The sequence below is a fragment of the Ferrovibrio sp. GW821-FHT12F09 genome (assembly GCF_058806775.1).
Window position 1 is genome coordinate 199,999 of record NZ_JBXAPZ010000003.1, and the last position, 22,692, is coordinate 222,690.

Here is a 22,692-nt window from a genome sequence, read left to right on the forward strand (position 1 = left end):
CGGCGTTTTCCGTTTCAGCATGTATCGTGGTGTATCGGCCGGCTTTCGGATGCGTAATCGGTATCCTGCTGATGTTTTGTATCTTTGCTGAGCGGCGGTTGCGCCTCGTCGTCGGGATAGAAGTTCAGGATCAACAGCATATCGACCGTTGCCCCATCCCTGGCCAAGGGAAAATAAACCCGCTCGCTGTCGATAAAATCCCGGTCTTCATAAGGCATGGGGAAACGGTCATAGACGGCCTGGCTATGCATCACAGCCGCAGTCATATTGGCGCGAATACGGTCTACGAACGCGGGAGCAACGGCTTCTTCGAGGTATTTTCCGCTGATTTCGCGGCCGGCTGCCGTTGTCTGCAATGTGCCCATCAGGCGGTAGCGGAACTGCAAGATGCCATCTTCAGTTCGCTCAACATCGACAAGGTTGACGAATGGCAGGATGGCGCGCATGGCAACGGGGTCGATATGCTGTCGTCCCGGTAGGAGGCCTGGTGGGGCCATCCGATCAAGGTAGTCTCGCATCCAACTAAAACGTGAATGCAATTTGGCGTAATTCGGATGCTGCATTCTGCTTCCTCCCCTCGCCGTAGAACCGACAGTAGCATAGGAGGCGGTGGGGCGCATCAAACATTGGCGAGACACTGCCAGCCGGATCAGCGCAGCTCGACGGCATAGCTGTCCACCGGCAGGGCTTTGGGGATGAGCCCCTGCTTGACCAGGTAGTCGGCGAAACGAGTGTAGCGATGGCCGTCCAGGGCGCGCGGCGACTGGGCAAAGCGGGGCAGGGTGGCGGTCCAGGCGCGACGGTTCAGTTCGTCATCGAGGGTCTTGTTTTCCTTGATGAAGGCCTGCCAGCTTTTCTGCGGCTCGTTATGCAGATAGGCAACGGCCTCCTCCAGCGCATCGAGCAGGCGCTTCAGACGTGCGTCATTCAATTTGTCTTTATGCGCAACCAGGATCAGTTCGTCATAGAGCGGCACGCCGTAATCTTCCGGGTAGAAGGCGCGGCCTGGCTTGCCGGCAATGTCCATCTGGTTCAGTTCGAAATTGCGGAAGGCGCCGATGGTGGCGTCAACCTTGCCGGCAAAGATTGAAGGCGACAGCGCGAAGTTCACATTGACCAGCGTGACATCGGTCAGCTTGAGACCGTATTGCTCCAGCATGCTTTTCAGCAGCGCATCCTCGAAGCCACCGACCGAATAGCCGATCTTTTTGCCTTTGAGATCGCCGACCGTCTTGATTGGACCGTCGCGCAGCACCACCAGTGAATTCAGCGGCGTCGCCACCACGGTGCCGATGCGCCGCAGCGGCAGGCCGGCGGCCACCTGCACATGCAGCTGCGGTTGATACGAGATCGCGACATCGGCCTTGCCGGCTGCCACCAGCTTTGGTGGATCGTTCGGATCGGCCGGCGCGATCAGGTCGACCAGCAATTCATGACGATCGAAGATGCCGGTATGCTTGGCTACCACCAGTGGCGCGTGATCCGGGTTGACGAACCAGTCGAGCAGCACGGTCATCTTGTCATGCGCAGATGCCATGCCGGGCAGCAATGCTGCGGCAAAGACGATGGCGGTGAACAGACGGGTCATCGGTTTACTCCTTCAGGACGTCGGAATGTCAGATCGGGCGTGAGTATCGGCTTGCCAGGGCAGCAGGCGTCTGGTCAGGCGGTCGACGGCGGCATAGAGCGCCACGGCGCAGAGCGCGAGCAGGATCAAGGCTGCGAACATCAGATCGGTCTGCACGCGCGCATTGGCCTGCAGCATCAGGAAACCGAGGCCGGCGCTGGCGCCGACCCATTCGCCGATCACCGCGCCGATAGGTGCGACCGCTGCCGCGATCTTCAGGCCGCTGGCAAAGGCCGGCAATGCCGCCATCAGGCGGATGCGCAGCAGGATACGCCAGCGGTGCTGCTGCACATCGCCGGTCATCACGCGCGCCAGATCGAGCCAGCCGGCTTCGGTGCGGCGCAGGCCGTCATACAGCGCCGCCGATACCGGGAAGAAGATGATCAGCATCGCCATCACGATCTTCGAAGCGATGCCATAGCCGAGCCACAACACCAGCAGCGGTGCGATGGCGAAGACGGGAATGGCCTGGCTGGCGACAACCAGTGGCAGCAGCCAGCGCCGTGCTACTGGCGAGATCATCAGGCCTAGCGCCGTTGCCGCGCCAAGCAATGCGCCGAACAACAGGCCGAGCAGCATTTCGATAATGGTGATCGCGGCTTCGCCCAGCAGGACGTCGCCACGCTGCATGAAGGCGACAGCCACCCTGTGTGGCGGCGGCAGGATGTAGGGCGGCAGATCGAACAGCCAGACCACGGCCTGCCACAGCAGCAGCAGACCCAGCACGGTTATCAGAGGTCGCAGCCAGGCCGTCATACCGTGCCCCCATTTTGCTGAAGCGCAGCATGGATGGCTCGCAGCGCCGGCAGCAGGTCGGCCGACAATGGGTCGCGAGGCTTGGGCTGCGGGAGGTCGAGCACGGGCTGCAGGCGCGCGGGACTGCCGGTCATCATGTAGACGCGGTCGGCCATGCGGCAGGCCTCGGCGGCGTCGTGGGTAACCAGCAGAACGGCACGGCCGGTCAGTTCGCGGCAGGCGAGATCCTGCATGGCGGTGCGAGTGATGGCATCCAGTGCAGAGAAAGGCTCGTCCATCAGCACCAGCGGACGGTCTTCCATCAGGGTGCGGGCGAGCGCTGCACGCTGGCGCATGCCACCGGACAACTGCGCGGGCAGGGCTGCGGCCCGTTCGGCGAGGCCCAGATGCAGCAGCAGGTGGTCGGCACGCGCTTCATCGGCGACATCGCCGCGCAGGCGGGCGCCCAGCAGCATATTCTCGCGCAGGGTTGCCCAGGGCAGCAGCAGGTCCTGCTGGGCCATCCAGGCGACCTGGCCCGTCATGGTGGTGCCGCCGGGCAGCAGGCCCGCGATCAATTTGAGCAGCGTGCTTTTGCCGCACCCGCTGGGCCCCAGGATGGCAACGGTTTCGCCGGCGGCGATCTCCAGGCTGAAGGCCGCCAGCACCGCTCGGCTGCCATAGGCAAAGCCTTCCCCGGCCAGTTGCAGGACAGGCTGGGCTGCAGGATGAGAATGGACGGATGGCGTCTGTACAGTCACGGCCGCTGATCCCTACGCCGGTATCAACCGGATCAGGTTCGAGGGGTCGTCCGGCTCACCCGGACCTCTCAGCCGCCCATCGGCTCCCCCTCAGAGGCAAGGCCGCATTATAGGCCGTCGGGATGCCTTGTTAAGCCCCGCAGGGCCGCTAGATTCTGTTTATGCTGGCTGCCCCGCTGCTGATTGGAAACGACATCTACCGCCACTCCACGCTGGGCGGCAAACACCCGTTGTCCATTCCGCGCGTTTCCACGGTGCTGGATATGGTGCAGGCGCTGGACTGGCTGCTGCCAGGCCGGTATCGCGAAAGCCGGCCTGCAACGCCGCAGGAACTGTCGCGCTTCCATCGTGAGGATTATATCGCCGCCGTGCAGATGGCCGAGCGCACGCTGACGATCAGCCCGGAAGAGTCCGAGCGCTACAATCTCGGCCGCGGCGGCAATCCGGTTTACGCCACGATGTTCCGTCGGCCGGCCACCGGCGTCGGTGGCAGCCTGATCGCGGCCCGGCAGCTGCTGACTGAGGACGGCACCATCTACAGCCCCGGTGGCGGCACGCATCATGGCCGCCCGGCGCAGGCTTCGGGGTTCTGCTATTTCAACGATCCGGTGCTGGCGATCCTGACACTGTTGGATGGCGGCCTTTCCCGTGTGGCCTATGTCGATCTCGACGTGCATCACGGCGACGGTGTTGCCGATGCCTTTGCCGATGATCCGCGCGTGTTGGTGCTCTCGGTGCATGAGGCCGGCCGCTGGCCGCATTCGGGCCAGCTGGACGAGGAGGGGGCCGGGAACCTGTTCAACCTGCCTGTGCCGCCACCGATGAACGATGACGAGATGGCAGTGCTGGTCGGCGAAGCGATTGGGCCGCTGGTGGAGGCGTTTCGACCTGAGGCCCTGGTGATCCAGTGCGGTGCCGATGCGCTGGCCGACGATCCGCTGGGTCGGCAGGCCCTGTCGAACGGCGCCCTGTGGCAGGCGGTCGCGGCCCTGAAAGCGCTGGCGCCACGCCTGTTGGTACTGGGCGGTGGCGGTTATAATCCCTGGTCGGTGGCGCGGTGCTGGACCGGCATCTGGGCCGAGCTGAACGGGCTGGAAAAGCCGGAGCGACTGCCGCCGGCAGCGGAAAGCCTGCTGCGGGATCTGAGCTGGAACCGGTCGGCGGGGCGTAATCCGCCAGAACACTGGTTCACCACCCTGGCCGATACCCCGCGCAACGGGATCGTACGGGACGATGTCCGGGGATTGGTCCGGCGTGTGAAGGAAAGGATGCGGGCGTGAAACTAAGTGCAGTGCTGGGCGGTTTGTTTGCCATGCTTTTGCTTGCCAGCCCGCTCCAGGCGCAGCCGCAGCCGACCCTGCCGCTCAGCGACCTTGCCATCCGGACCGAGAAGGGGCCGCAGAAATTCAAGGTCGAGCTGGCCGACAACGACCAGACCCGGGCACGCGGCATGATGTTCCGCACCACCATGGCACCCGACGCCGGCATGCTGTTCGATTTCAAGCAGGAGCAGATGGCGTCGTTCTGGATGCGCAATACGCTGATCCCGCTGGACATGCTGTTCATCAAGGCCGACGGCACCATTCTCAACATCCACCAGCGCGCCATCCCCAAGGACGAGACCGGGATCAACTCGATCGGCCCGGTGCGGGCGGTTCTGGAGCTGAACGGCGGCACGGCATCCCGGCTGGGCATCAAGGCCGGCGACCGGGTCGAACACGCCATTTTCGGCATGCCGCCAAAGCGTTAACCCGCCAATCTCACCCAATCCGGGGCGGCCCGGAGGCTGGCCGGACTGGCCGGCTTTATGCTAAAAGGCGCTCGCTTTTCCGCCGCGACGGCGGGGTGTAGCTCAGTCTGGTAGAGCGCTTGCTTTGGGAGCAAGAAGTCGCTGGTTCGAATCCAGTCACCCCGACCATAATGGCCCAGGTTCAGCAAGGACGGCCCCATGACGACCAAGGCACGGATTTACCAGCCCACCAAGACCGCGATGCAGTCCGGCAAGGCCAAGACCCGGCAGTGGGTTCTGGAATACGACACGGCTGACAGCCGTTTCGTCGAGCCGCTGATGGGCTGGACGGGGGCTGCCGGCACGCTCGGCCAGCTGACGCTGAAATTCGACAGCCGCGATGAGGCGGTGGCTTATGCCGACAAACGCGGCATTGCCTATGAGATCGAGGAGCCGCAGCAGCGCAAGCTGAACCGCCGTGCTTACGCCGACAACTTCGCGTTTACCAGAATCCGCTAAAGCTGGTTCGGCGAGGTGCCCGATGCGGCCGGCCTCGCCGGCCGTTTTTTTGTTTGAACATTGTTTCCTGCGTGCCCTTAGCTCAGTTGGATAGAGCAGCCGCCTTCTAAGCGGCAGGTCGGTGGTTCGAATCCACCAGGGCACGCCACTCCCCCATACAGCCAATTCCGACGTTGATGCATATCGCTTCCCGACAGGGAAGGCGTTTCATGACACATATCTTGTCATCGCACAGTACAAGTAAAAGCTGTGTTTTTGAGTTGACCGCACCGTCATGGCTCCTCTAACTAGCATGCAAGATATGGAACATGGCGATCAAGCCATGATCGAGGGATGGAACGCAGGCAGTGGCCACGGCGAGAAGATTGCCGAAAGCAGCCGGCAAGCGGCAACGACGTACCGTTGCGGTGCAAACGGTTGCTGCCATACCCCGGTTGCGACGGGCATCATCGCCACCGGCTACATCGGCAAGCCTGGTCTACAAGCATTTGCGGGCGCAGATCATTGCATTGGGAATCCTGCCCGGCGCAGCATTGTCTGAAAATGATCTGGCGCAATCATTCGGAGTCAGCCGTACGCCGGTGCGTTAAGCCTTGCTGCGTTTGGCCGACGAGGGACTGGTCGAGATCGTGCCGAAATCAGGGACGACAGTTAGCCGCATTCCCTACGCGCAGTTGATGGAAGCCATCATTATCCGCCGCGCCCTTGAAGAGGTTGCCGTACGGACGGCTGCCGAGCGGGCCACCAAAAGCCAGTTCGCGACACTATGGGCCATGCTCGAACGTCAGCGTGAAGCGGCCGAGGCAGCAGACAAGGAAGCTTTTCACAATGCCGATGAGGCTTTTCATGCTGCGATTGCCGAGGCCGCGGGATATCCGGGAATCTGGCAGCTTGTCAAACAGGTAAAAGTACAGGTTGACCGATACCGGCGCCTCACCTTGCCGCAGTCAGGACGCATGAACCGGGTGGTGAAGGAGCATGCGGCAGTGCTTTCCGCCATGGAAAAGCGCAATCCGGATCGTGCGATCGCCGCTATGCGCAATCATCTCGACGGGCTGAAGGAAAGCCTGCCCAACATCCGCAATCTCAATCCGGATTTTTTCGAAAGCGATGGCGATCTTCCTGCCATACGCCCCATCCGCAGGAAAAGTAAGGCGTGACGTAATTCACAACCATAAGCTAGGGAGGCTTACATGAAAAAAACACTGACCCTGATGACCGCTTCGATTGCGGCAATCCTGATGATGACCGCCAATCCGGCAGCGGCCCAGATCAAGCTGAAATGGGCCCATGTCTACGAGACGCCCGAGCCATACCATACGGAAGCCGTATGGGCGGCGGCCGAGATTGCCAAGCGCACCAATAACAAATACCAGATTGATGTGTTTGCGGCATCGCAGCTCGGCAATGAGAACCAGATCAACGAGGCGTTAGGGCTGGGCACTGTCGACATGATTTATACCGGCGTCGCCTTTGCCGGGTCGATTCACAAGTCGGTGGCGATCACCAATGCGCCGTTCATCCTGCGCGATTTCGATCACTGGAAAGCGTACCGCGATTCCTCACTGTTCCGCGACATTGCATCCGGTTACGAGAAAAAGACCGGTCACAAGGTTGTATCCCTGACCTATTACGGTCAGCGGCATGTTACGGCGAACAAGGAAATCAAGAAGCCGGAAGACATGAAGGGCATGAAACTGCGCGTACCGCCGGCCCCGTTGTTCCTCATGTTTACCAAGTCGGTCGGGGCGAATGCCACGCCGATTGCCTTCGCCGAGGTTTATCTGGCGCTGCAGCAGAAGACGGTTGATGGCCAGGAGAATCCACTGCCAACCATCATGGCCAAGAAATTCTACGAAGTGCAAAGCCATATCATGCTGACCGGCCATATCACGGAATCACTGGTTGTCAATGTCGGTGGCCATGTCTGGAACAAACTGAACGATGGTGAAAAGAAGATATTCCAGGACGTTCTTTTGGAGGCGGCATCGCGGGCAAGCAACCAGATTCGAGAATCCGAGATGAAGCTGGCGGACGAGTTCCGCAAGTTGGGCAAGACCGTGGTTGAGGTTGACCGCGCAGCATTCCGTGCAGCGGCCGTGCCGCTGCATAACGATGCCGCTGCTGGCGCCGGCTGGAGCAAGGCTGAATACGATGCTCTGCAGGCTTTGAAGTAACAGGAAGCGATTACGGGTGTGGCAGCAATGCCGCACCCGTAAGCTATGGAGCCGGACGTGATGGAACAGGATGCTCGGAATCAGCCGGAAACGGTGGCGCCACTGATCGTGGCGGAAGATGCAGATTATGTAATCCAGCCATTTGTCGAGGACGTGCTGGCTTTTGTCATTTTCTGGGTGCTGTCAGGAGTGGTTTTCCTGCAGTTCTTCACCCGGTACGTGCTCAATGATTCCATGGCCTGGACCGAAGAGATTGCCCGGTATCTTTTGATCTGGGTCACCTTTGTCGGCGCAGCCATCACCATGAGGCGCGGCACGAATATCGGTGTGGAGGTGCTCCTGCATTTCCTGCCGCCGGGTCCGGTCAGGGCGTTACGCTTCTTCATCGATATCGTCACGGTCGGCTTTATCGCGCTGCTGTGCTGGTTCGCTGTGCAGATCACCGGGCGGATGCAGATCCAGACGATGATGGTGATCGACGTGCCCATGAGCGTTGTTTATGGCGGCGTCGCGGTTGGCTGCTTCCTGATGCTGTATCGCAGCCTCGGGGTTTTTCTGGCGAATGCGCGCCGTCACTGGAAACCGGACCCCAACAAGGTTGACCTGATTATCGATTGAAAGGCCTGGGACTATGCTCGCACTTTTCGGTGTTTTCTTTCTGCTGCTTCTGATCGGGGTTCCGATTTTTATCGCCCTGGGTGGGGCATCGCTGACCTTCACGCATTACTTCACCACCATCCCGGATTTCGGCACCCTGCATCGCATGGTTGGGGGTGTCGATTCTTTTCCACTGATCGCGGTGCCGTTCTTCATTCTGGCCGGCAACCTGATGAACACGGCCGGCATTACCAATCGCATCTACGATTTTGCTACGGCAGGCGTCGGCTGGCTGCGCGGCGGCCTTGGCCATGTCAACGTCGTCGGCTCGGTGATTTTCGCCGGTATGTCGGGTACCGCAGTCGCCGATGCCGGTGGTCTCGGCACGATCGAGATCAAGGCGATGCGCGATCATGGCTACAATGATGAATTCGCCGTCGGCATCACTGCGGCATCCTCAACCATCGGCCCGATCATTCCGCCATCGTTGCCGATGGTGATTTTCGGCGTGATGGCCAATGTTTCGATCGGTCAGCTGTTTGCCGCCGGTTTTATTCCAGGCCTTCTAATGGCTGCCGCGATGATGGCTTACGTTGCCTGGTATGCCCACCGGCATGGCATCGGACGCGACCAGATCTTCCGCTGGGTTGTCCTCGGTCGCACGTTTTTGCGCGCGATTCCGGCTCTGCTGACCCCGGCCATCATCATCGGCGGTATGTCAGCCGGTATTTTCACCCCGACGGAAGCGGCGATCGCAGCCTGCGCCTGGGCGCTGTTTCTCGGGGTACTGCTGTATCGCACGCTGAGCTGGAAGCAGTTTTACCGGATTTCGCTGGAAACAATCGAAACCACGGCCAGCGTGCTGATCATCGTCGGCGCTGCTTCACTGTTCGGCTGGGTACTGACCACGACACGGGTCACCGAAACCGTGTCGGAGGCCTTGCTGGCGGTGACCACGGATCCGCTACTCTTGCTGCTGATCATCAACCTGATCCTGCTGGTGGTCGGCTGCTTCATGGAAACGATTGCCGCGATTTCCATCCTGGTGCCGGTGCTGATGCCGGCCATTACCAAGGTGGGCATCGATCCGGTGCAGTTTGGGGTCATCATGGTACTCAATCTCATGATCGGGTTACTGACGCCGCCGGTCGGGATGGTGTTGTTCGTGCTGTCACGGGTGGCCAACATGTCTTTCGACCGGACCGTGGTGGCTGTGTTGCCATTCCTGATCCCGCTGCTCGTGGTGCTGGTCCTGATTTCGGCGTTCCCGATCCTGACGCTTTACCTGCCCACGCTTTGGTATCGCTGAGGCGCGATCCGCCGGTCGTCCAGAACCCATTCCGGACCTTTTCCAGCCCAGAAACCACCAGGCTTCAATACGAAGCTTGGTGGAAGGGATGCCGGCTAAAGCCTTACAATCCCACCTTTATCACGGCATATGCGTTGCCGGGACGGATCGGCCTCCGCTATTCTTGCCGCTGAAAGAACCGATATAACTGGAGGAATCCCGGTATGCCATCCAACAAGGTTGCCCTGGTCACTGGTGCTGGCACCGGCATTGGCAAGGCTTCGTCGATCGCCCTGGCCAAGGCCGGCTACAATGTCGTGCTGGCCGGCCGTCGTCTTGAGGCTCTAGACGCCACGGCGCGCGAAGCAGAGAAGCATGGCGTGCGGGCCGTGGCTGTAGCGACTGACGTGGGTGACCATGCGCAGGTGAAGGCGCTGTTCGCCAAGACCAAGCAGGCTTTCGGCCGGCTGGATGTGCTGTTCAACAACGCAGGCATGGGTACGCCGGCTATGCCTCTGGAAGACCTGTCCTACGAGCAGTGGAAAGCCGTCGTCGACGTCAATCTGACCGGCCCCTTCCTGTGCACGCAGGAAGCCTTCCGCATCATGAAGGATCAGGATCCGCGCGGCGGCCGTATCATCAACAACGGTTCGATCTCGGCCTATGCGCCGCGGCCGTTTTCCTCGCCCTATACCTCGACCAAGCATGCCATCAGCGGTCTGACCAAGGCCAGCTCCCTGGATGGCCGGGCCTACGACATCGCCGTAGGGCAGATCGATATCGGCAACGCCGCCACCGACATGACCGAGCGCATGAAAAACGGTGTTCTGCAGCCCGATGGTTCGACCCGGGTGGAACCCCGCATGGATGTCGAGCATGTCGCCAATGCCGTGGTCCATATGGCCAGCCTGCCGCTGGATGCCAATGTCCTGTTCATGACGGTGATGGCGACCAAGATGCCCTTTGTCGGTCGCGGCTAGGGGGCAGGCCATCATCCAGGCGAAGCTGGGCCTCCCCAAGCAGTTTCATCCGGTTTTGGGGCCTACGCCTTTAGAACATCTAGGCGGGACCCCGGGACCCGTCTAAGAAGTTGGCTCCGGCAGAGGCTCGCTGGGCCCGTATGCGTATCCCGGAGAGACGGTTTTGAGCGACGCAATTACTCAGATGCGGGAGCAAATCCGCAAATTCCAGGAAGAAAAAGGCCGGCTGGAAGACAATATGGCCAGCCTAGCCAAGCGGCGTCCTGAGCTGGACAAGGCCATTCTCGACATCCAGACCGCATTACGGAACGCCAAGGGGCCGTCACAGCAGTTGCAGACGGACCTGCGGAATGCGAAAGAAGCCGCACAGGGCGCAATTGCCGGGGCCCAGACCATGCGCATGAAAATTGCGGAACTGTCTGGGAAGATTGCGGAACTAGAGAAAAACATTAAGATTGTCGAAGATTTTATGCGGCCGAAGAAATAGGCTCGCTTGTGTGACTTTGTGAGGGGGCTAGGGGCAGAATGAACCCCATGGAGGTTGAACGGATGCTGGCACGCCACCGTGAGTGGCTGCTGAAGCGTCCCCGTGGGGCACGCCTGAATCTCTCCCTGGCTGATTTGCAGGGCTACGATTTCAGCGGCGCCGATTTGCGTGCGGCCAAGATGTCCGGCGCGAATCTTTCGCGATCCGTTCTGGTCGAAACCAATCTGTCAGAAGCTGACCTGTTTGCAGCCAATCTGGAGCGGGCTGACCTGTCAAAGGCCGACCTGACCAAGGCCGATCTGCGCGGGGCCTCCATGCGCGGCGCCACCCTTGCCGGCGCGCGCCTGATGGGGGTGGACTTCCGTGGTGGCGCCCTGATGCAGGCGTCCGATAACGGCGTGGGTTTCGGAGCGGCGGATTCCACCGGCAAGAAGCCTAAGGCGAATACGGGCGGCGCCGATCTGGCCGAAGCCAATCTCCGCGGTTCGAACCTGACCGGCTCGAACATGAATGGTGTCAATCTGGCCGGTGCCAATCTGTCGCGCGCCAACCTGACCAAGGTATCCCTGCGCAAGGCGAACCTGGCCGGGGCCGATCTCAAGGGCGCCTGTCTGCGCGGCGTCGATATGACGATGTGCCTGATCGATGGCGCCGACTTCCAGGGCGCCGACCTGAAGGGCGCGATCCTGGAAGATGTCGACATGGATTCCGCCAACTTCACTGGCGCTGAACTGTTTGTCGATGTCTCCAGCTTCGGCGATACCGTTGCCGGCATCCTTCAGGAGCACGAGAAGTGGATCAAGACGGACGGCCGTGAAGGTTCGCGCGCCGATCTGGCCGGTCTGAACATGGAACGCATCGACCTGACCGGTAAGGACCTGAGCGGCGCGAACCTGAAGGGCGCAAAGCTCGCGGGCGCCAAGCTGCAGAATGCCACGCTGGTGATGACCGATCTTTCCGAAGCCGATCTGACCGGCGCAAATCTGATCGGCGCGCTGGCCAATGGCGTCAATCTGGCGCGTGCCATTCTGCAGAAGGCGATTCTGCAGCGCGCACAGCTTGGTCAGGTGCCGTTGCGCGGTCCCGATGGCAAGCCGATCGGCCGTTTCTGGTCGGCCAGCCTTGCGGCCTGCGATGCCACTGAGGCCGACTTCTCGGACGCCCTGATGAGGGGCGCTAACCTGATCGATGCCAAGCTGAACAAGGCGCGGCTGGTCAATGCCAACCTGACCGATGCGAAAATGGTCAATACGGATCTGAACGGCGCCGACCTGACCGGTGCGCAGATGCCGCCGCAGGATTAACAGCCGGGCGGAACGAAGGCCGTCGCGCAGGGCGCGACGAGGTCGTGTCAGGATTCCATATTACGCGCGCGTTCCATGCGCATGCGACCGGCATGATCGACGGCTTCTTTGTATGCTTCCGGCGCAACTGCCAGCAGTTTGTGATTCAGATTGCGCGTCATCTGCCATTCTTTCCGCGGCTCGCTTTTGCTGAGCAGGGCCTTGGAGTTGAGGTTGGACAGAATGCGCTCCCACAAGGTTTCGGAGCAGTAGGGCAGACGGTTCTCACCGAGCAGGCGATTGAGCTTTTCGAGAATCTGGTCCGGTTTGGCCGGCATTTCCACCTTGCCGGCGGAGAGGTCGGCCAGCGCAATCAGGGCCTCCGACAGGCCGGCGCGATGGCCCAGCAGATCCTGAATCAGCGTGGTGGAATCCAGACAGGAGGCGGCGGCTTCATCCAGCAGCGGCGACAGGCCGTTCATCGGTCGCTCGATCATGTCATTGAGATAGATATCGAGGCGGCCGGCATAGCTTGAAAGCGTCTGTGTGACCTTGACGGTCTGGAAAAAGAACGTGAAACGCAGCTGATCGTCTTTCATGCGCTGGCTGAGGCGCTCGTACAGTCGGGCAAAGTCATTGCCTTCAAGTGCGGGCAAGCCTTTTTCGGCCATGGCATCGCGCGTCAGCTGGATCAGCTTGTCGAATTGCACTTCGAGCTTCTTGCTACGCTCGCTCTGGCCCGGCAACCCGGGCTGCGTCTGCGATCCCGCCAAGGCGTAGAAGCCTGCACGCATGAAATTGCTCATGTCGCTCAGCTTGCGCTGATGCTGCGGCGAGTGCAGCAGTTCGATCGATGTCGCATTCTGCTTGTCGAGGAACTCTCTGAAGACGGTGCTGAAGCCCTTGGCGGCCGGACGGCGCGCAAGGTCATAAGCGGTTTCGCAAACCGGGAACGGTCCCTTGAAGGGCCGCGTCTGCATGACCTTCGGTTTTGCGGTCGCTGTCTTGTTGAAGATTTCCGACTGGGTGCCGAAACCGTCCGACCGCTCGCGCGAGCGCACCACCTTGACGGCCGAGAAGTCGCCCATGTTCAGCAGGGCATTGGCCTGTGATATAGCGGATTTTTCCAGTTGCTCGTTGGCGTGCTGGGTCATCTTTGCTTCGCCTTCGAGACGCTTGTCGAGGCGCCAGCGGCCATCAACCATGACATAGATTTCGTAGGCATAAGACCGACCGCCGCCGAACATCGAACCAAAAACCATGCTTCCCCCGAAAACTCGCTTACATGCTGTGGGTTGTGTGTACGGAAGTTTTGCTCCCGGCGATAGTTTTGGCAAGCCCCGCAGGCGCCAACAGCATTCAATCCTGCTGATCGCGCCGCTGTTTGTCCGCGATGGCGCGCTGCTCAATAGTCTGGAGCTGTTTGGCAAAGCGTTCGAAAGCCTGTGCGACGGAGAGCACGAACTGACGCTGCTGTGGCTCGGGCATTTCAAGAGCGGCTTCGGAGAAGCGGCGGGCCTGCTGCCAGGCGAGGCCGGCCGCATCGCGGAAGGCGTCGACGCGGACCTGTTCAAAGGTGGACAGGATGCAATGTCGGGTGATGCTTTCTTCGACGGTTTTGAAGGAGGCTTCCTTCACCATACCGTCTTTCAGCAGATCGAAGACCAGCAACGTTTCTTCCGAGATTTTATTAATAATACCGTCGACGCGTTCGCGATCGCGCGGCGTCGGGGTCAAATCCGGATCAGCCGTCTTTTTCGGTGCTCGTTTTACGACACTTCGCCACATGGCGTTGTAAAGACGGTCCTTTCTGGCATCCGTCGGAGTTACTGCCTGCCGCGGGTGATACTGCGGCACAACTCCGGGGTGCGCCAGTAGTTTTGACCGCAAATGGTTGCCCAAGGCTTAACCCGGCGCTTAAGAGACGGTAACGGTTGTCGGAATGTTCCTTCCGGCCTGTCGGAACGAAAAAAAAGGCCCCGGTTGCCCGGGGCCTTTGCCGACCTGACCGTTGGGACGGCTCAGGTGCGTTTTTTCTGCGACGCTGCGATCATGAAGTTGTCGAATGTGTTTTCCGACACCCGGAACCAGCTGACCTGTTCGTCACGGAACTTCACCCAGTTGTCGAACACCTTCTTGAACTTCGGGTTCTTGCTGCAGGTGTCGTCATACAGCTCGGTGGCCGCCTTGAAGCTGGCCTCCATCACCGGCCGCGGGAAGGCCCGCAACTGCGTGCCGCCGGCCAGCAGCTTCTTCAGGGCCGCCGGATTGACCGCGTCGTATTTCGCCACCATCCAGACATTGGCCTCGGCGCAGGCCGCTTCCAGGATGGACTGGTATTCCTTCGACAGCTTGTTATAGGCGTCGAGGTTGACCATGACCGACAGCTGCGGTCCACCTTCCCACCAGCCCGGATAGTAGTAATACTTGGCGACCTTGTTGAAGCCGAGCTTCTCGTCGTCATACGGGCCAATCCATTCAGCCGCGTCAATCGTGCCTTTTTCGAGCGCCGGATAGATGTCGCCGCCAGCGATCTGCTGCGGCACGACACCGAGCTTGGTGAGCACCTGACCGGCGAATCCACCGATACGGAACTTCAGACCGTTCAGATCCTCGACGGTCTTGATCTCCTTGCGGAACCAGCCACCCATCTGCGCACCGGTATTGCCGGCCGGGAAGCTGATGCAATTATACTCCTTGAAGAAGTCGCGCATCAGCTGCAGGCCACCGCCATGGTGCATCCATGCATTCTGCTGGCGTCCGTTCAGGCCGAACGGGATCGCCGTGTCGAAGGCGAAGGTCGGGTCCTTGCCGACATAGTAATAGTTGGCGGTATGACCGATCTCGACGGTGCCGGCCTGAACCGCATCCAGCACCTGGAGGCCGGGGACGATTTCGCCGGAAGCGAAGGTGCGAATCTGGAACTTGCCGCCGGTAGAGGCTTCAACGCGCTTGGCCACGATGTCTGCCGCACCGAAGATGGTGTCGAGGCTCTTCGGGAAGCTGGAGGCAAGGCGCCAGCGGACTTCCGGCTGGCTCTGTCCCAGCGCCGGCATCGGGAAGCTTGCGGCAACACCGATTGTGCCGGCGCCCGCCAGGGCGGCGCCTTTGATGAATTTACGTCTTTCCATTCTTTTATCTCCCTGTTTGACCTTTCGGTCGCGGGCCGGACTCTCGCGGCCCGATACCGATCACCCTCGCAGACTGACGCTGCAATGAATGATTGCTTGGGAGATTACGGGATTCGTGCGAATAGCGACAGATAAAGAAAAGCCCCGCAAATGCAGGGCTTTTCGATAATACGTATGCTGACAGATTAAATCCGGTCAGCCACCCTTCTTCGCAGCAGGCTTGCGCTGGCTGGCCGCCGACATGAAGCTGTCGAAGGTGCCTTCAGCAACGCGGAACCAAAGCAGCTGGTCGTCGCGATACTTCGACCACTGATCATAGACCTTCTTGAACTTCGGGTTGGCGGCAGCGACTTCGGCATAGACCTCGTTCGCGGCATCGAAGCAGGCTTCCATGACCGGCCGCGGGAAGGGCCGCAGCTGCGTGCCGCTGGCGACCAGCTTCTTCAGTGCGACCGGGTTCTGCGCATCGTACTTGCCAAGCATCCAGCTGTTGACCTCAGTGCTGGCGGCTTCGAGTGCGGCCTGGTACGGCTTCGGCAGGCTGTCCCACTGCGCGTTGTTGACGTACAGCGAGACCTGCGGACCACCTTCCCACCAACCGGGGTAGTAGTAGAACTTGGCCACCTTGTTGAAGCCGAGCTTCTCATCGTCATACGGACCGACCCACTCGGCCGCGTCAATGGTGCCCTTTTCCAGCGCCGGATAGATGTCGCCGCCGGCGAGCTGCTGCGGCACGACCCCGAGCTTGTTCAGGATCTGGCCGGCGATACCGGCGATGCGGAACTTCAGGCCCTTCAGGTCTTCAACGGTCTTGATTTCCTTGCGGAACCAGCCACCCATCTGCGTGCCGGTGTTGCCCGCCGGGAACTGAACGATGTTGTAGTCCTTGAAGAACTCGCGCATCAGTTCGAGGCCACCGCCGTTGCGCATCCAGGAATTCTGCTGGCGCACGTTGAGGCCGAAAGGCAGGCAGGCGTCGAAGGCAAAGGTCGGATCTTTGCCGACATAGTAGTAGCTGACGCTGTAGCCGGCTTCGACGGTGCCGGCCTGGACGGCGTCGAGCACCTGCAGACCGGGGACGATTTCGCCGGCAGCGAAGACGCGGATCTGGAACTTGTTGTCGGTCAGTTCAGCAACGCGCTTGGCCAGCTGCTCGCCGCCGCCATGGATGGTGTCCAGGCTCTTCGGGAAGCTGGTGGGCATGCGCCACTTGATTTCGGGCAGGCTCTGCGCGATCGCCGGGGCCGGAAAGCTGGCAGCGGCGCCGACGGCACCGGCGCCGGCAACGGCCGCGCCGGAGAGGAATTTACGACGAAGCATGTTTGGTGATCTCCCTAGAGATGTTGGTGGCCGGCGTTCGAACAAGCGCTGACGCAACACATAAGTACACGGAGAATCCGCATACGGTGCCGAAAAATACCCCTCAGAAGAGCGGGGCGCAAGAATCGGAGGTCAAAGCAGAGGGGCGGCTGTCAGGGGTGCCGGGAGCGATGGCGCATCCGGATCCAGGCGGCGCCAGCCTTCCTGGGTGAGAGCCTCCAACGGGCGGAAGCGGCTCTTGTAGGCCATCTTGTGGCTCTCGGAGATCCAGTAGCCGAGGTAAACATAAGGCAGGCCTAATTCGTAGGCATTCTGGATGTGCCAGAGAATGATCAGGCTTCCCGGGCTGCGCCGTTCAAAGTCTGGATCGAAGTAACTGTAGACTAGGGAAATCCCGTCATTCATGTCGTCAATCAGGCAGACGCCAAGCAGGCGGCCATCCGGATTGCGAAACTCGGTCAGGCCGCTGCGGACCGGACTGTCCTCGACCATGGCGCGGTAATCAGCGAATTCCATATCTGCCATGCCGCCGCCGTCATGGCGGGCCGTCACGTAACGGCGGAAGACCTGATAATGCTCGCGTGTGGCATAGGCTGGCAGACGGCGGGCCAATACACCGGTGTTGCGACGCAGCACCTTGCGCTGGGGGGCATCCGGAACGAATTCCGCCACCGGGACACGGACGGGTACGCAGGCATTGCAGTTTTCGCAGGCGGGGCGATACGCGAGATCCTGGCTGCGGCGGAAGCCGGCCTGGCTCAAGGCGTTGTGCAGGCCGTCAGGATCATCGCCTGCCAGCAAAGTCACGACTTTCCGCTCCAGCCGCCCTGGAAGGTAAGGGCATGGCGTGGGCGGGGTGGCAAAAAAATGCCGTAAAGGTATCTGCAGGCGATGTTTCACGTCGCAGCCCATCTCATTACAGTCGAAAACCAGATTAGCGTAATTGGCCCGCTTGGGGAGGGGGGATTCTGAGCTAAAATCACGCCCGGCGTATCACGACTGTGCCGCAGAGCTGGTCATGCAGGCAGCGGCGATAGTTGTTGAACAAGGGCCAAAGCAGGATCAGGCCGCTGGTAAAGCCAACGGAAAGGTAAAACACGGCCGTGTGCAGCAAAGCCTGCAGATAACCTGGTTTGCCGCCATTCCAGGCACGGACTTCAAGCCCGAACAGCCGCATGCCCAATGTGCCGGACGCCGGCCCGCCAATGGTCAGTGTGTGATAGGCCGCCGGGATCAGAGACGCGAGCAGCACCAGCAGCGGCGTCAGCAGTCCGAGAGTGGCTACCGATAGCACCACCAGGGCGAAGTAATAGAATACCAAAAGCAGCGCAATGACGCATGCGTCGATGGCGTATCCGAAAACACGACGCCATAACAGGCCTTCAAAACGCCCGGGATCTACAAACGGATCGAGCAGGGGGACGGCTGTTGGAACCGGCTGTGTGGATGGCTGCTCTGACACGCGGCCTCAGCGGGTTGGCAGGATGCGGACAGGGCTGTTTTGCCCCGGCCCATTCAGACCAGGCGGCAATGGCGGCGGCGGCGGCGGATTGCGCAGCGCCCCCGGCCGTGACGGCTGACCGGTTCGCTGCGGCCCTGCTCCGGCGGCGCCGGCGCCGGATCCGGGGCGGGGGACGTCGCTGAGCAGCAGGATGGCGATGCGGCGATTGCGCGGATCAAGCGGGTTATCCTTGATCAATGGGTCCTGATCGGCATTGCCGGTGACCTGACGAATGCGCTCGGACGGAACACCGGCCTCGATCATGGCGCGCCGCGCCGCATTGGCGCGATCGGCGGAAAGCTCCCAGTTCGAATAGGCACCCTGGCCACGGAAGGGTTGCGCATCGGTGTTGCCGCTGATCGCCAGCTTGTTCGGCAGTTTTGAAACCGCCTGGGCGACCTGCTGCATCAGGCGACGCGCCTTGTCGTTCATGCTGGCGGCACCCGAAGGGAACATCGAGGACTGTTCTTCGTCGACCAGCTGAATCCGGAAACCCTCCGGTGTGTTGTCGAACACGATCTGCTTCGAGAGTTCCGAGAGCTGCGGGTTATTCTGGATCGCTTGGCGAATTTGTTCTTCGGCCTCGCGGAAGTTTTCGGCTTCCGCCTGTGCGACGCGTTCGCGCGCCGCCTGCGCATCAATCTGCTGCAGGTCGGTGATCTGTCCCGCGCCAGCGCCCAGTTGCTGCTGGTCGCCGTCGCCCTGCTGAACCGTCTGGCTGGGATCCTGGAAGCGGTCGCCCTGTGTGCCGGGTGCCGGCGGCGGCTGCCGCGAGTCCGGGTATTTCTGATCGTATTGCGGCTGATCGGGCTGATCGGATTTTTCCGAAGACGGGCCGACAATCATGGTCGGCAGGCCGAAGCTGGAAATCTTACCGCCGTCTTCCAAAATGGTGCGTCCGCCCATGACGCCACCGGCGCCCGAGAAGCTGCGGCTGACGGAAGCCGGCGAGAAGTAATCGGCCACGCCTTTTTTCTGTTCGTCTGTGGTGACGTTCAGAAGCCACAGCAACAGGAAGAAGGCCATCATCGCCGTCACGAAGTCGGCATAGGCCACCTTCCAGGCGCCGCCATGGGCAGCATGGGCGCCTTTCTTGATCTTCTTGACGATGATTGGACGTTCGCCGTCGGCGGTCGCCATCGCTCAGTCCTCCGCAGTCGTCAGACCGACTGCACTTTGCTGGTCGCTTCTTCAACTTCGTAGAAGCTGGGGCGCACATTCGACATCAGCGATTTGCGCGCGAATTCCACCGACACGGCGGGTGCGTAACCTTGCAGATGCGCCAGCAGGCCGGCTTTGACGCACAGCAGGTATTTGCTATCATGTTCCTGCGTCGCCTTCAGGGCTGCCGCGATCGGCGAGACGATGCCGTAAGAGATCAGAATGCCGAGGAAGGTGCCTACGAGCGCGCCGCCGATCAGGCGGCCCAGCACTTCCGGCGGCTCGCTGATCGAGCCCATGGTTTTGATAACGCCGAGCACCGCGGCCACGATGCCGAGCGCCGGGAAGCTTTCGCCGAAGGCCGACATGCCGCCTTGCGCCAGATGATCTTCCTGGTGATGGATTTCCAGTTCCATATCCATCAGGGATTCCATCTCGTGCGGATTCTCGCTGCCCAGGGTCATCAGGCGCAGATAGTCGCAGAGGAAGTCCATGTTGTGGTGATCGGCCATGAACTTCGGAAACTGGCTGAAGAGTTTGCTTTCTTCAGGTTTCTCGATGTGCTGCTCCAGCGCGAGCATGCCTTTGCTCTTGGCGAGCTTGAACACGCTGTAGAGCATCGACAGCAATTCCAGATAGTCGTCCTTGGTGTATTTCGGCCCTTTGAAGGCGACCTTGAAGCCGTTCAGCGTGGCCTTGAGCACGGGTTTGGGGTTGCCGACAATGAGCGCGCCCACACCGGCACCACCGATGATGACAAGCTCAAATGGCTGCCACAGCACGCCGAGCTTGCCGCCCATGGCGACATAACCGCCCAGCACGCAGCCCATACCGACAATCGAGCCGATAATAATCAGCATTTAAACACTCCATGCCCGCGCCCGGCGAATCCGCCCAGCGCGTCAACCCAACCCATATTTATCGTATGCGGGAGGTAAATAGAATATTGAAAAGACGTAATGGTTTACGGGGGCTGGCGGGGGCTCAGCCTGAGACGCCCCAGGGCTCCGGCTTCGATATCCCCGGGGCGAAGCGACATCGGGATGTACTGAACGCCAGCCCAGGGGGCGGCAAAATCACGGTAATTGGGCGAAAGCACATGTCCCGACTGGCCGGTGGAATGGATAAATTGCGACCGGTTAAGGTCGGCCAGGTCATAAATGGCCCGCAATGAGGCGGCATGGCGGTTGGCAAAGGGCTCGGTTTCCTGACCCAGGTCATTGCGGCCGACATTCACGCTAAAGGCGTCGCCGGGGGTCGGGACGCTGACCTCGAACAGCCGCCTGAGCGGCGCGATAGTGCTGAATGGCCGGTGCGGTGCCTTGGCGAAATGCGCCTCGCCCCAGCGCCACCGGCCGAGATCGCCGCCGTACCGGCTTTTGAGATCGCTCAGGGCCAGGTCGAGGGCTTCGGCAACCAGGGTGGGGCAAGACGTTGGCGCACCGGTTGCAACATTGGCACACCAGCGGGCCTGCCCGTCTGTGTTGGCGAGGATGTTTTTCATCAGGACTGGCCGGAAACGCCAAAGTGGCAGAAACGACTCTCCCAATTCGTCGGCCAGCACCAGGCGGGTCAGCTCGCGATACCACGCCTGAAAGATCAGTGGTTCAGACCGGTTGGCGGTCATCGCGCCGTCCCAGGCAGACATCATGGCGTGGGTGGTTGGCAGCTCGGCGTTGCGCGGAGTGCTTTTTTGCGGCGCGCCCAGCATCAGCGGCAGGATATCGCTAACCATCAGCGACACAGTGTCGCCCTGGAGCTGTTTGAAACTCTCCACGGAATGGACCGCGCGTTCCTGGAGCAGCTGCTCGATCCGGCGCGCGCGATACGGTTCTGCCCATTCGGAGGTAATGAAATGCGGATAGCTGTCGGGCACAATTTTGTGATTGGCGGTAACCAGCATACCCTTTGCCGGATTGTAGCTGCGCGGCAGCTCGTTAAAAGGAATGAAGCCGGTCCAGTCGTATCGCGCGTCCCATCCCGGTGCCGGCGACAGTCCCTTCAGATCGTTATCCGGACGGCGAACCGGGATTAAACCCGGCGCCAGAAAGCCGATATTCCCGTCGCGATCGGCATAAACGATATTCTGCTGCGGTGAGACAAAACGTTCGAAATTCCTGACAAAGCTGTTCCAATCCGTCACCGCTTCCAGTCCGAGCAATGAATCGGCTGTGGTGTCTTCATCGCGCAATGCCGTCCAGGCAAAGGCCAGGACATACCCAGGTTCGATCAGGCGCTGAGCTGAGTCGTGGACATCGCTGATAACAGGGCCATGGCGCGTTTCGCGCACCGTGAGTGCAACGTCGTCACCGCCGCGCAGCTTGATGATTTCCTGCCTTGTGGCAAAGGCGGCTGTGCCATCCGGTGTTACGTAACGGCCAGAATCATTCGGGTCGATCTTCTCAATGAAGAGATCCTGAGTGTCCGGTCCAGTATTGGTGAAGCCCCAGGCGACGCGACCGTTATGACCCAGGATAACGCCAGGGACGCCGGGCAATGTTGCGCCGATAATGCCATTGTTCTGGACGGCGAGATGGGCGAAATACCAGATTGCAGGCGTCGTCAGGCCCAGATGCGGATCGTTGGCCAGCAGAGGCAACCCCGTAACGGTGCGTTTGCCATGCACGACCCAATTGTTCGAGCCGATGCCTTCGGGTGGCGGGGCGGGCAGGGCCTGCTGCAACTGGTCGAGATTGATTGCGGTCGTCACCTGCCTGTAAAGGCTGCTGTAATCTGCCAGCGCGACCGGTCCGTCGCCTGGATAGGGCGGGAAAAATTCTTCAATCTGCTGCTTGCTGAGGCGGCGCGACAGACTGAGGCGCGCCAGCTCACTGCCCCAGTTCCCGCTCAGATCCCAGGCCATCATCTTCAGCCAGCCAAGCGAGTCCGCAGGTGTCCATGGCTCTGGCGATACGTCGAAGACGAGGAATTCCGGAGGCAACGGGCCGGGATGATCGGTGATGAAGGCATTGATGCCGTCGGCATAGGCCTGCAGATAAGCCTGGGTGTCAGGCTGAAGATAGGCGAATGCGGCGACAGCCTTGCGGCGGATACCGAGGGTGCGTGTAAACCTGTCTGTATTGAGGGTGGCCGTGCCAAAAATTTCGGACAGGCGGCCGGCTGCGATGCGGCGCTGTACTTCCATTTGCCACAGGCGATCCTGAGCATGGGCATAACCCAGTCCGAACGCGCCGTCGTTGCGGCTGGCAGCACGAATATGGGGGACGGCGTAGCGGTCGCGCAGGATTTCAAGCGGTCCGGCAAGTGCCCGGTCGACCTTTACCTCACCATTGACGGCAGGCAGTGAGAGGCGGGCAATGACATAGATGCTACCAGCGGTGATCCCGGCAAGCAGAACCAATGCCATAACCAACCGAATCAACCAGCGCATAACGC

The 22,692-nt window shown here is 60.7% G+C and carries 25 protein-coding genes, 2 tRNA genes and 1 riboswitch; of the genes, 14 read left to right on the top strand and 13 right to left on the bottom strand.

The genetic code is table 11. The features are described from left to right. Positions 1-14 precede the first annotated feature (14 nt). The 4 genes from AC1ROB_RS21200 to AC1ROB_RS21215 all read right to left on the bottom strand — a co-directional run bounded on the left by AC1ROB_RS21200 (position 15) and on the right by AC1ROB_RS21215 (position 3,123). A complete protein-coding gene (locus AC1ROB_RS21200; RefSeq protein WP_492973087.1) occupies positions 15-563 on the bottom strand; it encodes a PAS domain-containing protein in 549 nt (182 codons plus the stop codon). 86 nt (positions 564-649) lie between these two features. Then, the gene (locus AC1ROB_RS21205) at positions 650-1,588 is read right to left on the bottom strand and encodes an ABC transporter substrate-binding protein (protein ID WP_492973086.1); all 939 of its coding nucleotides are present in this window, start codon (positions 1,586-1,588) and stop codon (positions 650-652) included. 12 nt (positions 1,589-1,600) lie between these two features. Next, positions 1,601-2,383, bottom strand: a complete 783-nt coding sequence (locus tag AC1ROB_RS21210; protein ID WP_492973085.1) for an ABC transporter permease — start codon at positions 2,381-2,383, stop codon at positions 1,601-1,603. Then, complete coding sequence (locus AC1ROB_RS21215; protein WP_492973084.1) at positions 2,380-3,123, bottom strand: ABC transporter ATP-binding protein; 744 nt, start codon at positions 3,121-3,123, stop codon at positions 2,380-2,382. The genes AC1ROB_RS21210 and AC1ROB_RS21215 overlap by 4 nt, the downstream gene beginning before the upstream one ends. Further along, positions 3,116-3,223, bottom strand: a riboswitch (TPP riboswitch). Its footprint overlaps the gene before it by 8 nt. 61 nt (positions 3,224-3,284) lie before the next feature. Between AC1ROB_RS21215 and AC1ROB_RS21220 the strand changes: the two genes are divergently transcribed. The 14 genes from AC1ROB_RS21220 (at position 3,285) to AC1ROB_RS21285 (ending at position 12,204) form a co-directional block, all read left to right on the top strand. Further along, positions 3,285-4,403 carry an acetoin utilization protein AcuC gene (locus AC1ROB_RS21220; protein ID WP_492973083.1) on the top strand — a complete coding sequence of 373 codons (1,119 nt, stop codon included), beginning with the start codon at positions 3,285-3,287 and terminating at the stop codon, positions 4,401-4,403. Continuing rightward, complete coding sequence (locus AC1ROB_RS21225; RefSeq protein WP_492973082.1) at positions 4,400-4,873, top strand: DUF192 domain-containing protein; 474 nt, start codon at positions 4,400-4,402, stop codon at positions 4,871-4,873. The genes AC1ROB_RS21220 and AC1ROB_RS21225 overlap by 4 nt, the downstream gene beginning before the upstream one ends. Positions 4,874-4,964: 91 nt before the next feature. Continuing rightward, positions 4,965-5,041, top strand: a tRNA-Pro gene (locus tag AC1ROB_RS21230). Positions 5,042-5,071: 30 nt separating this feature from the next. Beyond that, entirely contained in the window at positions 5,072-5,371 is a 300-nt protein-coding gene (locus AC1ROB_RS21235; RefSeq protein ID WP_492973081.1) for an ETC complex I subunit, read from the top strand. A gap of 71 nt (positions 5,372-5,442) precedes the next feature. Continuing rightward, positions 5,443-5,519: transfer RNA gene (locus tag AC1ROB_RS21240), tRNA-Arg, on the top strand. A gap of 153 nt (positions 5,520-5,672) precedes the next feature. After that, a complete protein-coding gene (locus AC1ROB_RS21245; protein ID WP_492973288.1) occupies positions 5,673-5,912 on the top strand; it encodes a hypothetical protein in 240 nt (79 codons plus the stop codon). Then, a complete protein-coding gene (locus tag AC1ROB_RS21250; protein WP_492973286.1) occupies positions 5,881-5,961 on the top strand; it encodes a GntR family transcriptional regulator in 81 nt (26 codons plus the stop codon). Before AC1ROB_RS21245 ends, AC1ROB_RS21250 begins: the two co-directional genes overlap by 32 nt. A 3-nt stretch (positions 5,962-5,964) precedes the next feature. Next, entirely contained in the window at positions 5,965-6,531 is a 567-nt protein-coding gene (locus AC1ROB_RS21255; RefSeq protein ID WP_492973080.1) for a GntR family transcriptional regulator, read from the top strand. A gap of 33 nt (positions 6,532-6,564) precedes the next feature. After that, the gene (locus AC1ROB_RS21260) at positions 6,565-7,548 is read left to right on the top strand and encodes a sialic acid TRAP transporter substrate-binding protein SiaP (protein ID WP_492973078.1); all 984 of its coding nucleotides are present in this window, start codon (positions 6,565-6,567) and stop codon (positions 7,546-7,548) included. 60 nt (positions 7,549-7,608) lie between these two features. Further along, on the top strand, positions 7,609-8,166 hold the full coding sequence (locus AC1ROB_RS21265; protein ID WP_492973077.1) for a TRAP transporter small permease: 558 nt from the start codon (positions 7,609-7,611) through the stop codon (positions 8,164-8,166). A 13-nt stretch (positions 8,167-8,179) separates the two neighbouring features. After that, positions 8,180-9,454: a TRAP transporter large permease gene (locus tag AC1ROB_RS21270; protein ID WP_492973075.1), complete on the top strand. Its 1,275-nt coding sequence runs from the start codon at positions 8,180-8,182 to the stop codon at positions 9,452-9,454. Positions 9,455-9,657: 203 nt separating this feature from the next. Next, positions 9,658-10,413 (top strand): SDR family oxidoreductase, encoded by a 756-nt coding sequence (locus tag AC1ROB_RS21275; RefSeq protein WP_492973074.1) that lies wholly within the window; start codon positions 9,658-9,660, stop codon positions 10,411-10,413. A 163-nt stretch (positions 10,414-10,576) separates the two neighbouring features. Beyond that, entirely contained in the window at positions 10,577-10,900 is a 324-nt protein-coding gene (locus AC1ROB_RS21280; RefSeq protein ID WP_492973073.1) for a hypothetical protein, read from the top strand. 62 nt (positions 10,901-10,962) lie between these two features. Then, a complete protein-coding gene (locus tag AC1ROB_RS21285) occupies positions 10,963-12,204 on the top strand; it encodes a pentapeptide repeat-containing protein (protein ID WP_492973072.1) in 1,242 nt (413 codons plus the stop codon). A gap of 47 nt (positions 12,205-12,251) precedes the next feature. Here AC1ROB_RS21285 and AC1ROB_RS21290 read toward each other — a convergent pair whose 3' ends face one another. The 9 genes from AC1ROB_RS21290 to AC1ROB_RS21330 all read right to left on the bottom strand — a co-directional run bounded on the left by AC1ROB_RS21290 (position 12,252) and on the right by AC1ROB_RS21330 (position 22,687). Next, positions 12,252-13,445 (bottom strand): hypothetical protein, encoded by a 1,194-nt coding sequence (locus tag AC1ROB_RS21290; protein ID WP_492973071.1) that lies wholly within the window; start codon positions 13,443-13,445, stop codon positions 12,252-12,254. A 97-nt stretch (positions 13,446-13,542) separates the two neighbouring features. Next, the gene (locus AC1ROB_RS21295; RefSeq protein ID WP_492973070.1) at positions 13,543-14,085 is read right to left on the bottom strand and encodes a hypothetical protein; all 543 of its coding nucleotides are present in this window, start codon (positions 14,083-14,085) and stop codon (positions 13,543-13,545) included. Between the two features lie 119 nt (positions 14,086-14,204). Continuing rightward, a complete protein-coding gene (locus tag AC1ROB_RS21300; protein ID WP_492973069.1) occupies positions 14,205-15,314 on the bottom strand; it encodes a TRAP transporter substrate-binding protein in 1,110 nt (369 codons plus the stop codon). Between the two features lie 195 nt (positions 15,315-15,509). Next, positions 15,510-16,634: a TRAP transporter substrate-binding protein gene (locus AC1ROB_RS21305; protein ID WP_492973068.1), complete on the bottom strand. Its 1,125-nt coding sequence runs from the start codon at positions 16,632-16,634 to the stop codon at positions 15,510-15,512. Positions 16,635-16,766: 132 nt separating this feature from the next. After that, complete coding sequence (locus tag AC1ROB_RS21310) at positions 16,767-17,534, bottom strand: arginyltransferase (RefSeq protein WP_492973067.1); 768 nt, start codon at positions 17,532-17,534, stop codon at positions 16,767-16,769. Positions 17,535-17,613: 79 nt separating this feature from the next. Then, on the bottom strand, positions 17,614-18,096 hold the full coding sequence (locus tag AC1ROB_RS21315) for an RDD family protein (RefSeq protein ID WP_492973066.1): 483 nt from the start codon (positions 18,094-18,096) through the stop codon (positions 17,614-17,616). A gap of 6 nt (positions 18,097-18,102) precedes the next feature. Then, positions 18,103-19,275: a flagellar motor protein MotB gene (locus AC1ROB_RS21320; RefSeq protein WP_492973065.1), complete on the bottom strand. Its 1,173-nt coding sequence runs from the start codon at positions 19,273-19,275 to the stop codon at positions 18,103-18,105. A gap of 20 nt (positions 19,276-19,295) precedes the next feature. Then, complete coding sequence (motA, locus tag AC1ROB_RS21325; protein WP_492973063.1) at positions 19,296-20,156, bottom strand: flagellar motor stator protein MotA; 861 nt, start codon at positions 20,154-20,156, stop codon at positions 19,296-19,298. Positions 20,157-20,260: 104 nt separating this feature from the next. After that, positions 20,261-22,687 carry a penicillin acylase family protein gene (locus tag AC1ROB_RS21330; protein ID WP_492973061.1) on the bottom strand — a complete coding sequence of 809 codons (2,427 nt, stop codon included), beginning with the start codon at positions 22,685-22,687 and terminating at the stop codon, positions 20,261-20,263. Positions 22,688-22,692: the final 5 nt, after the last annotated feature.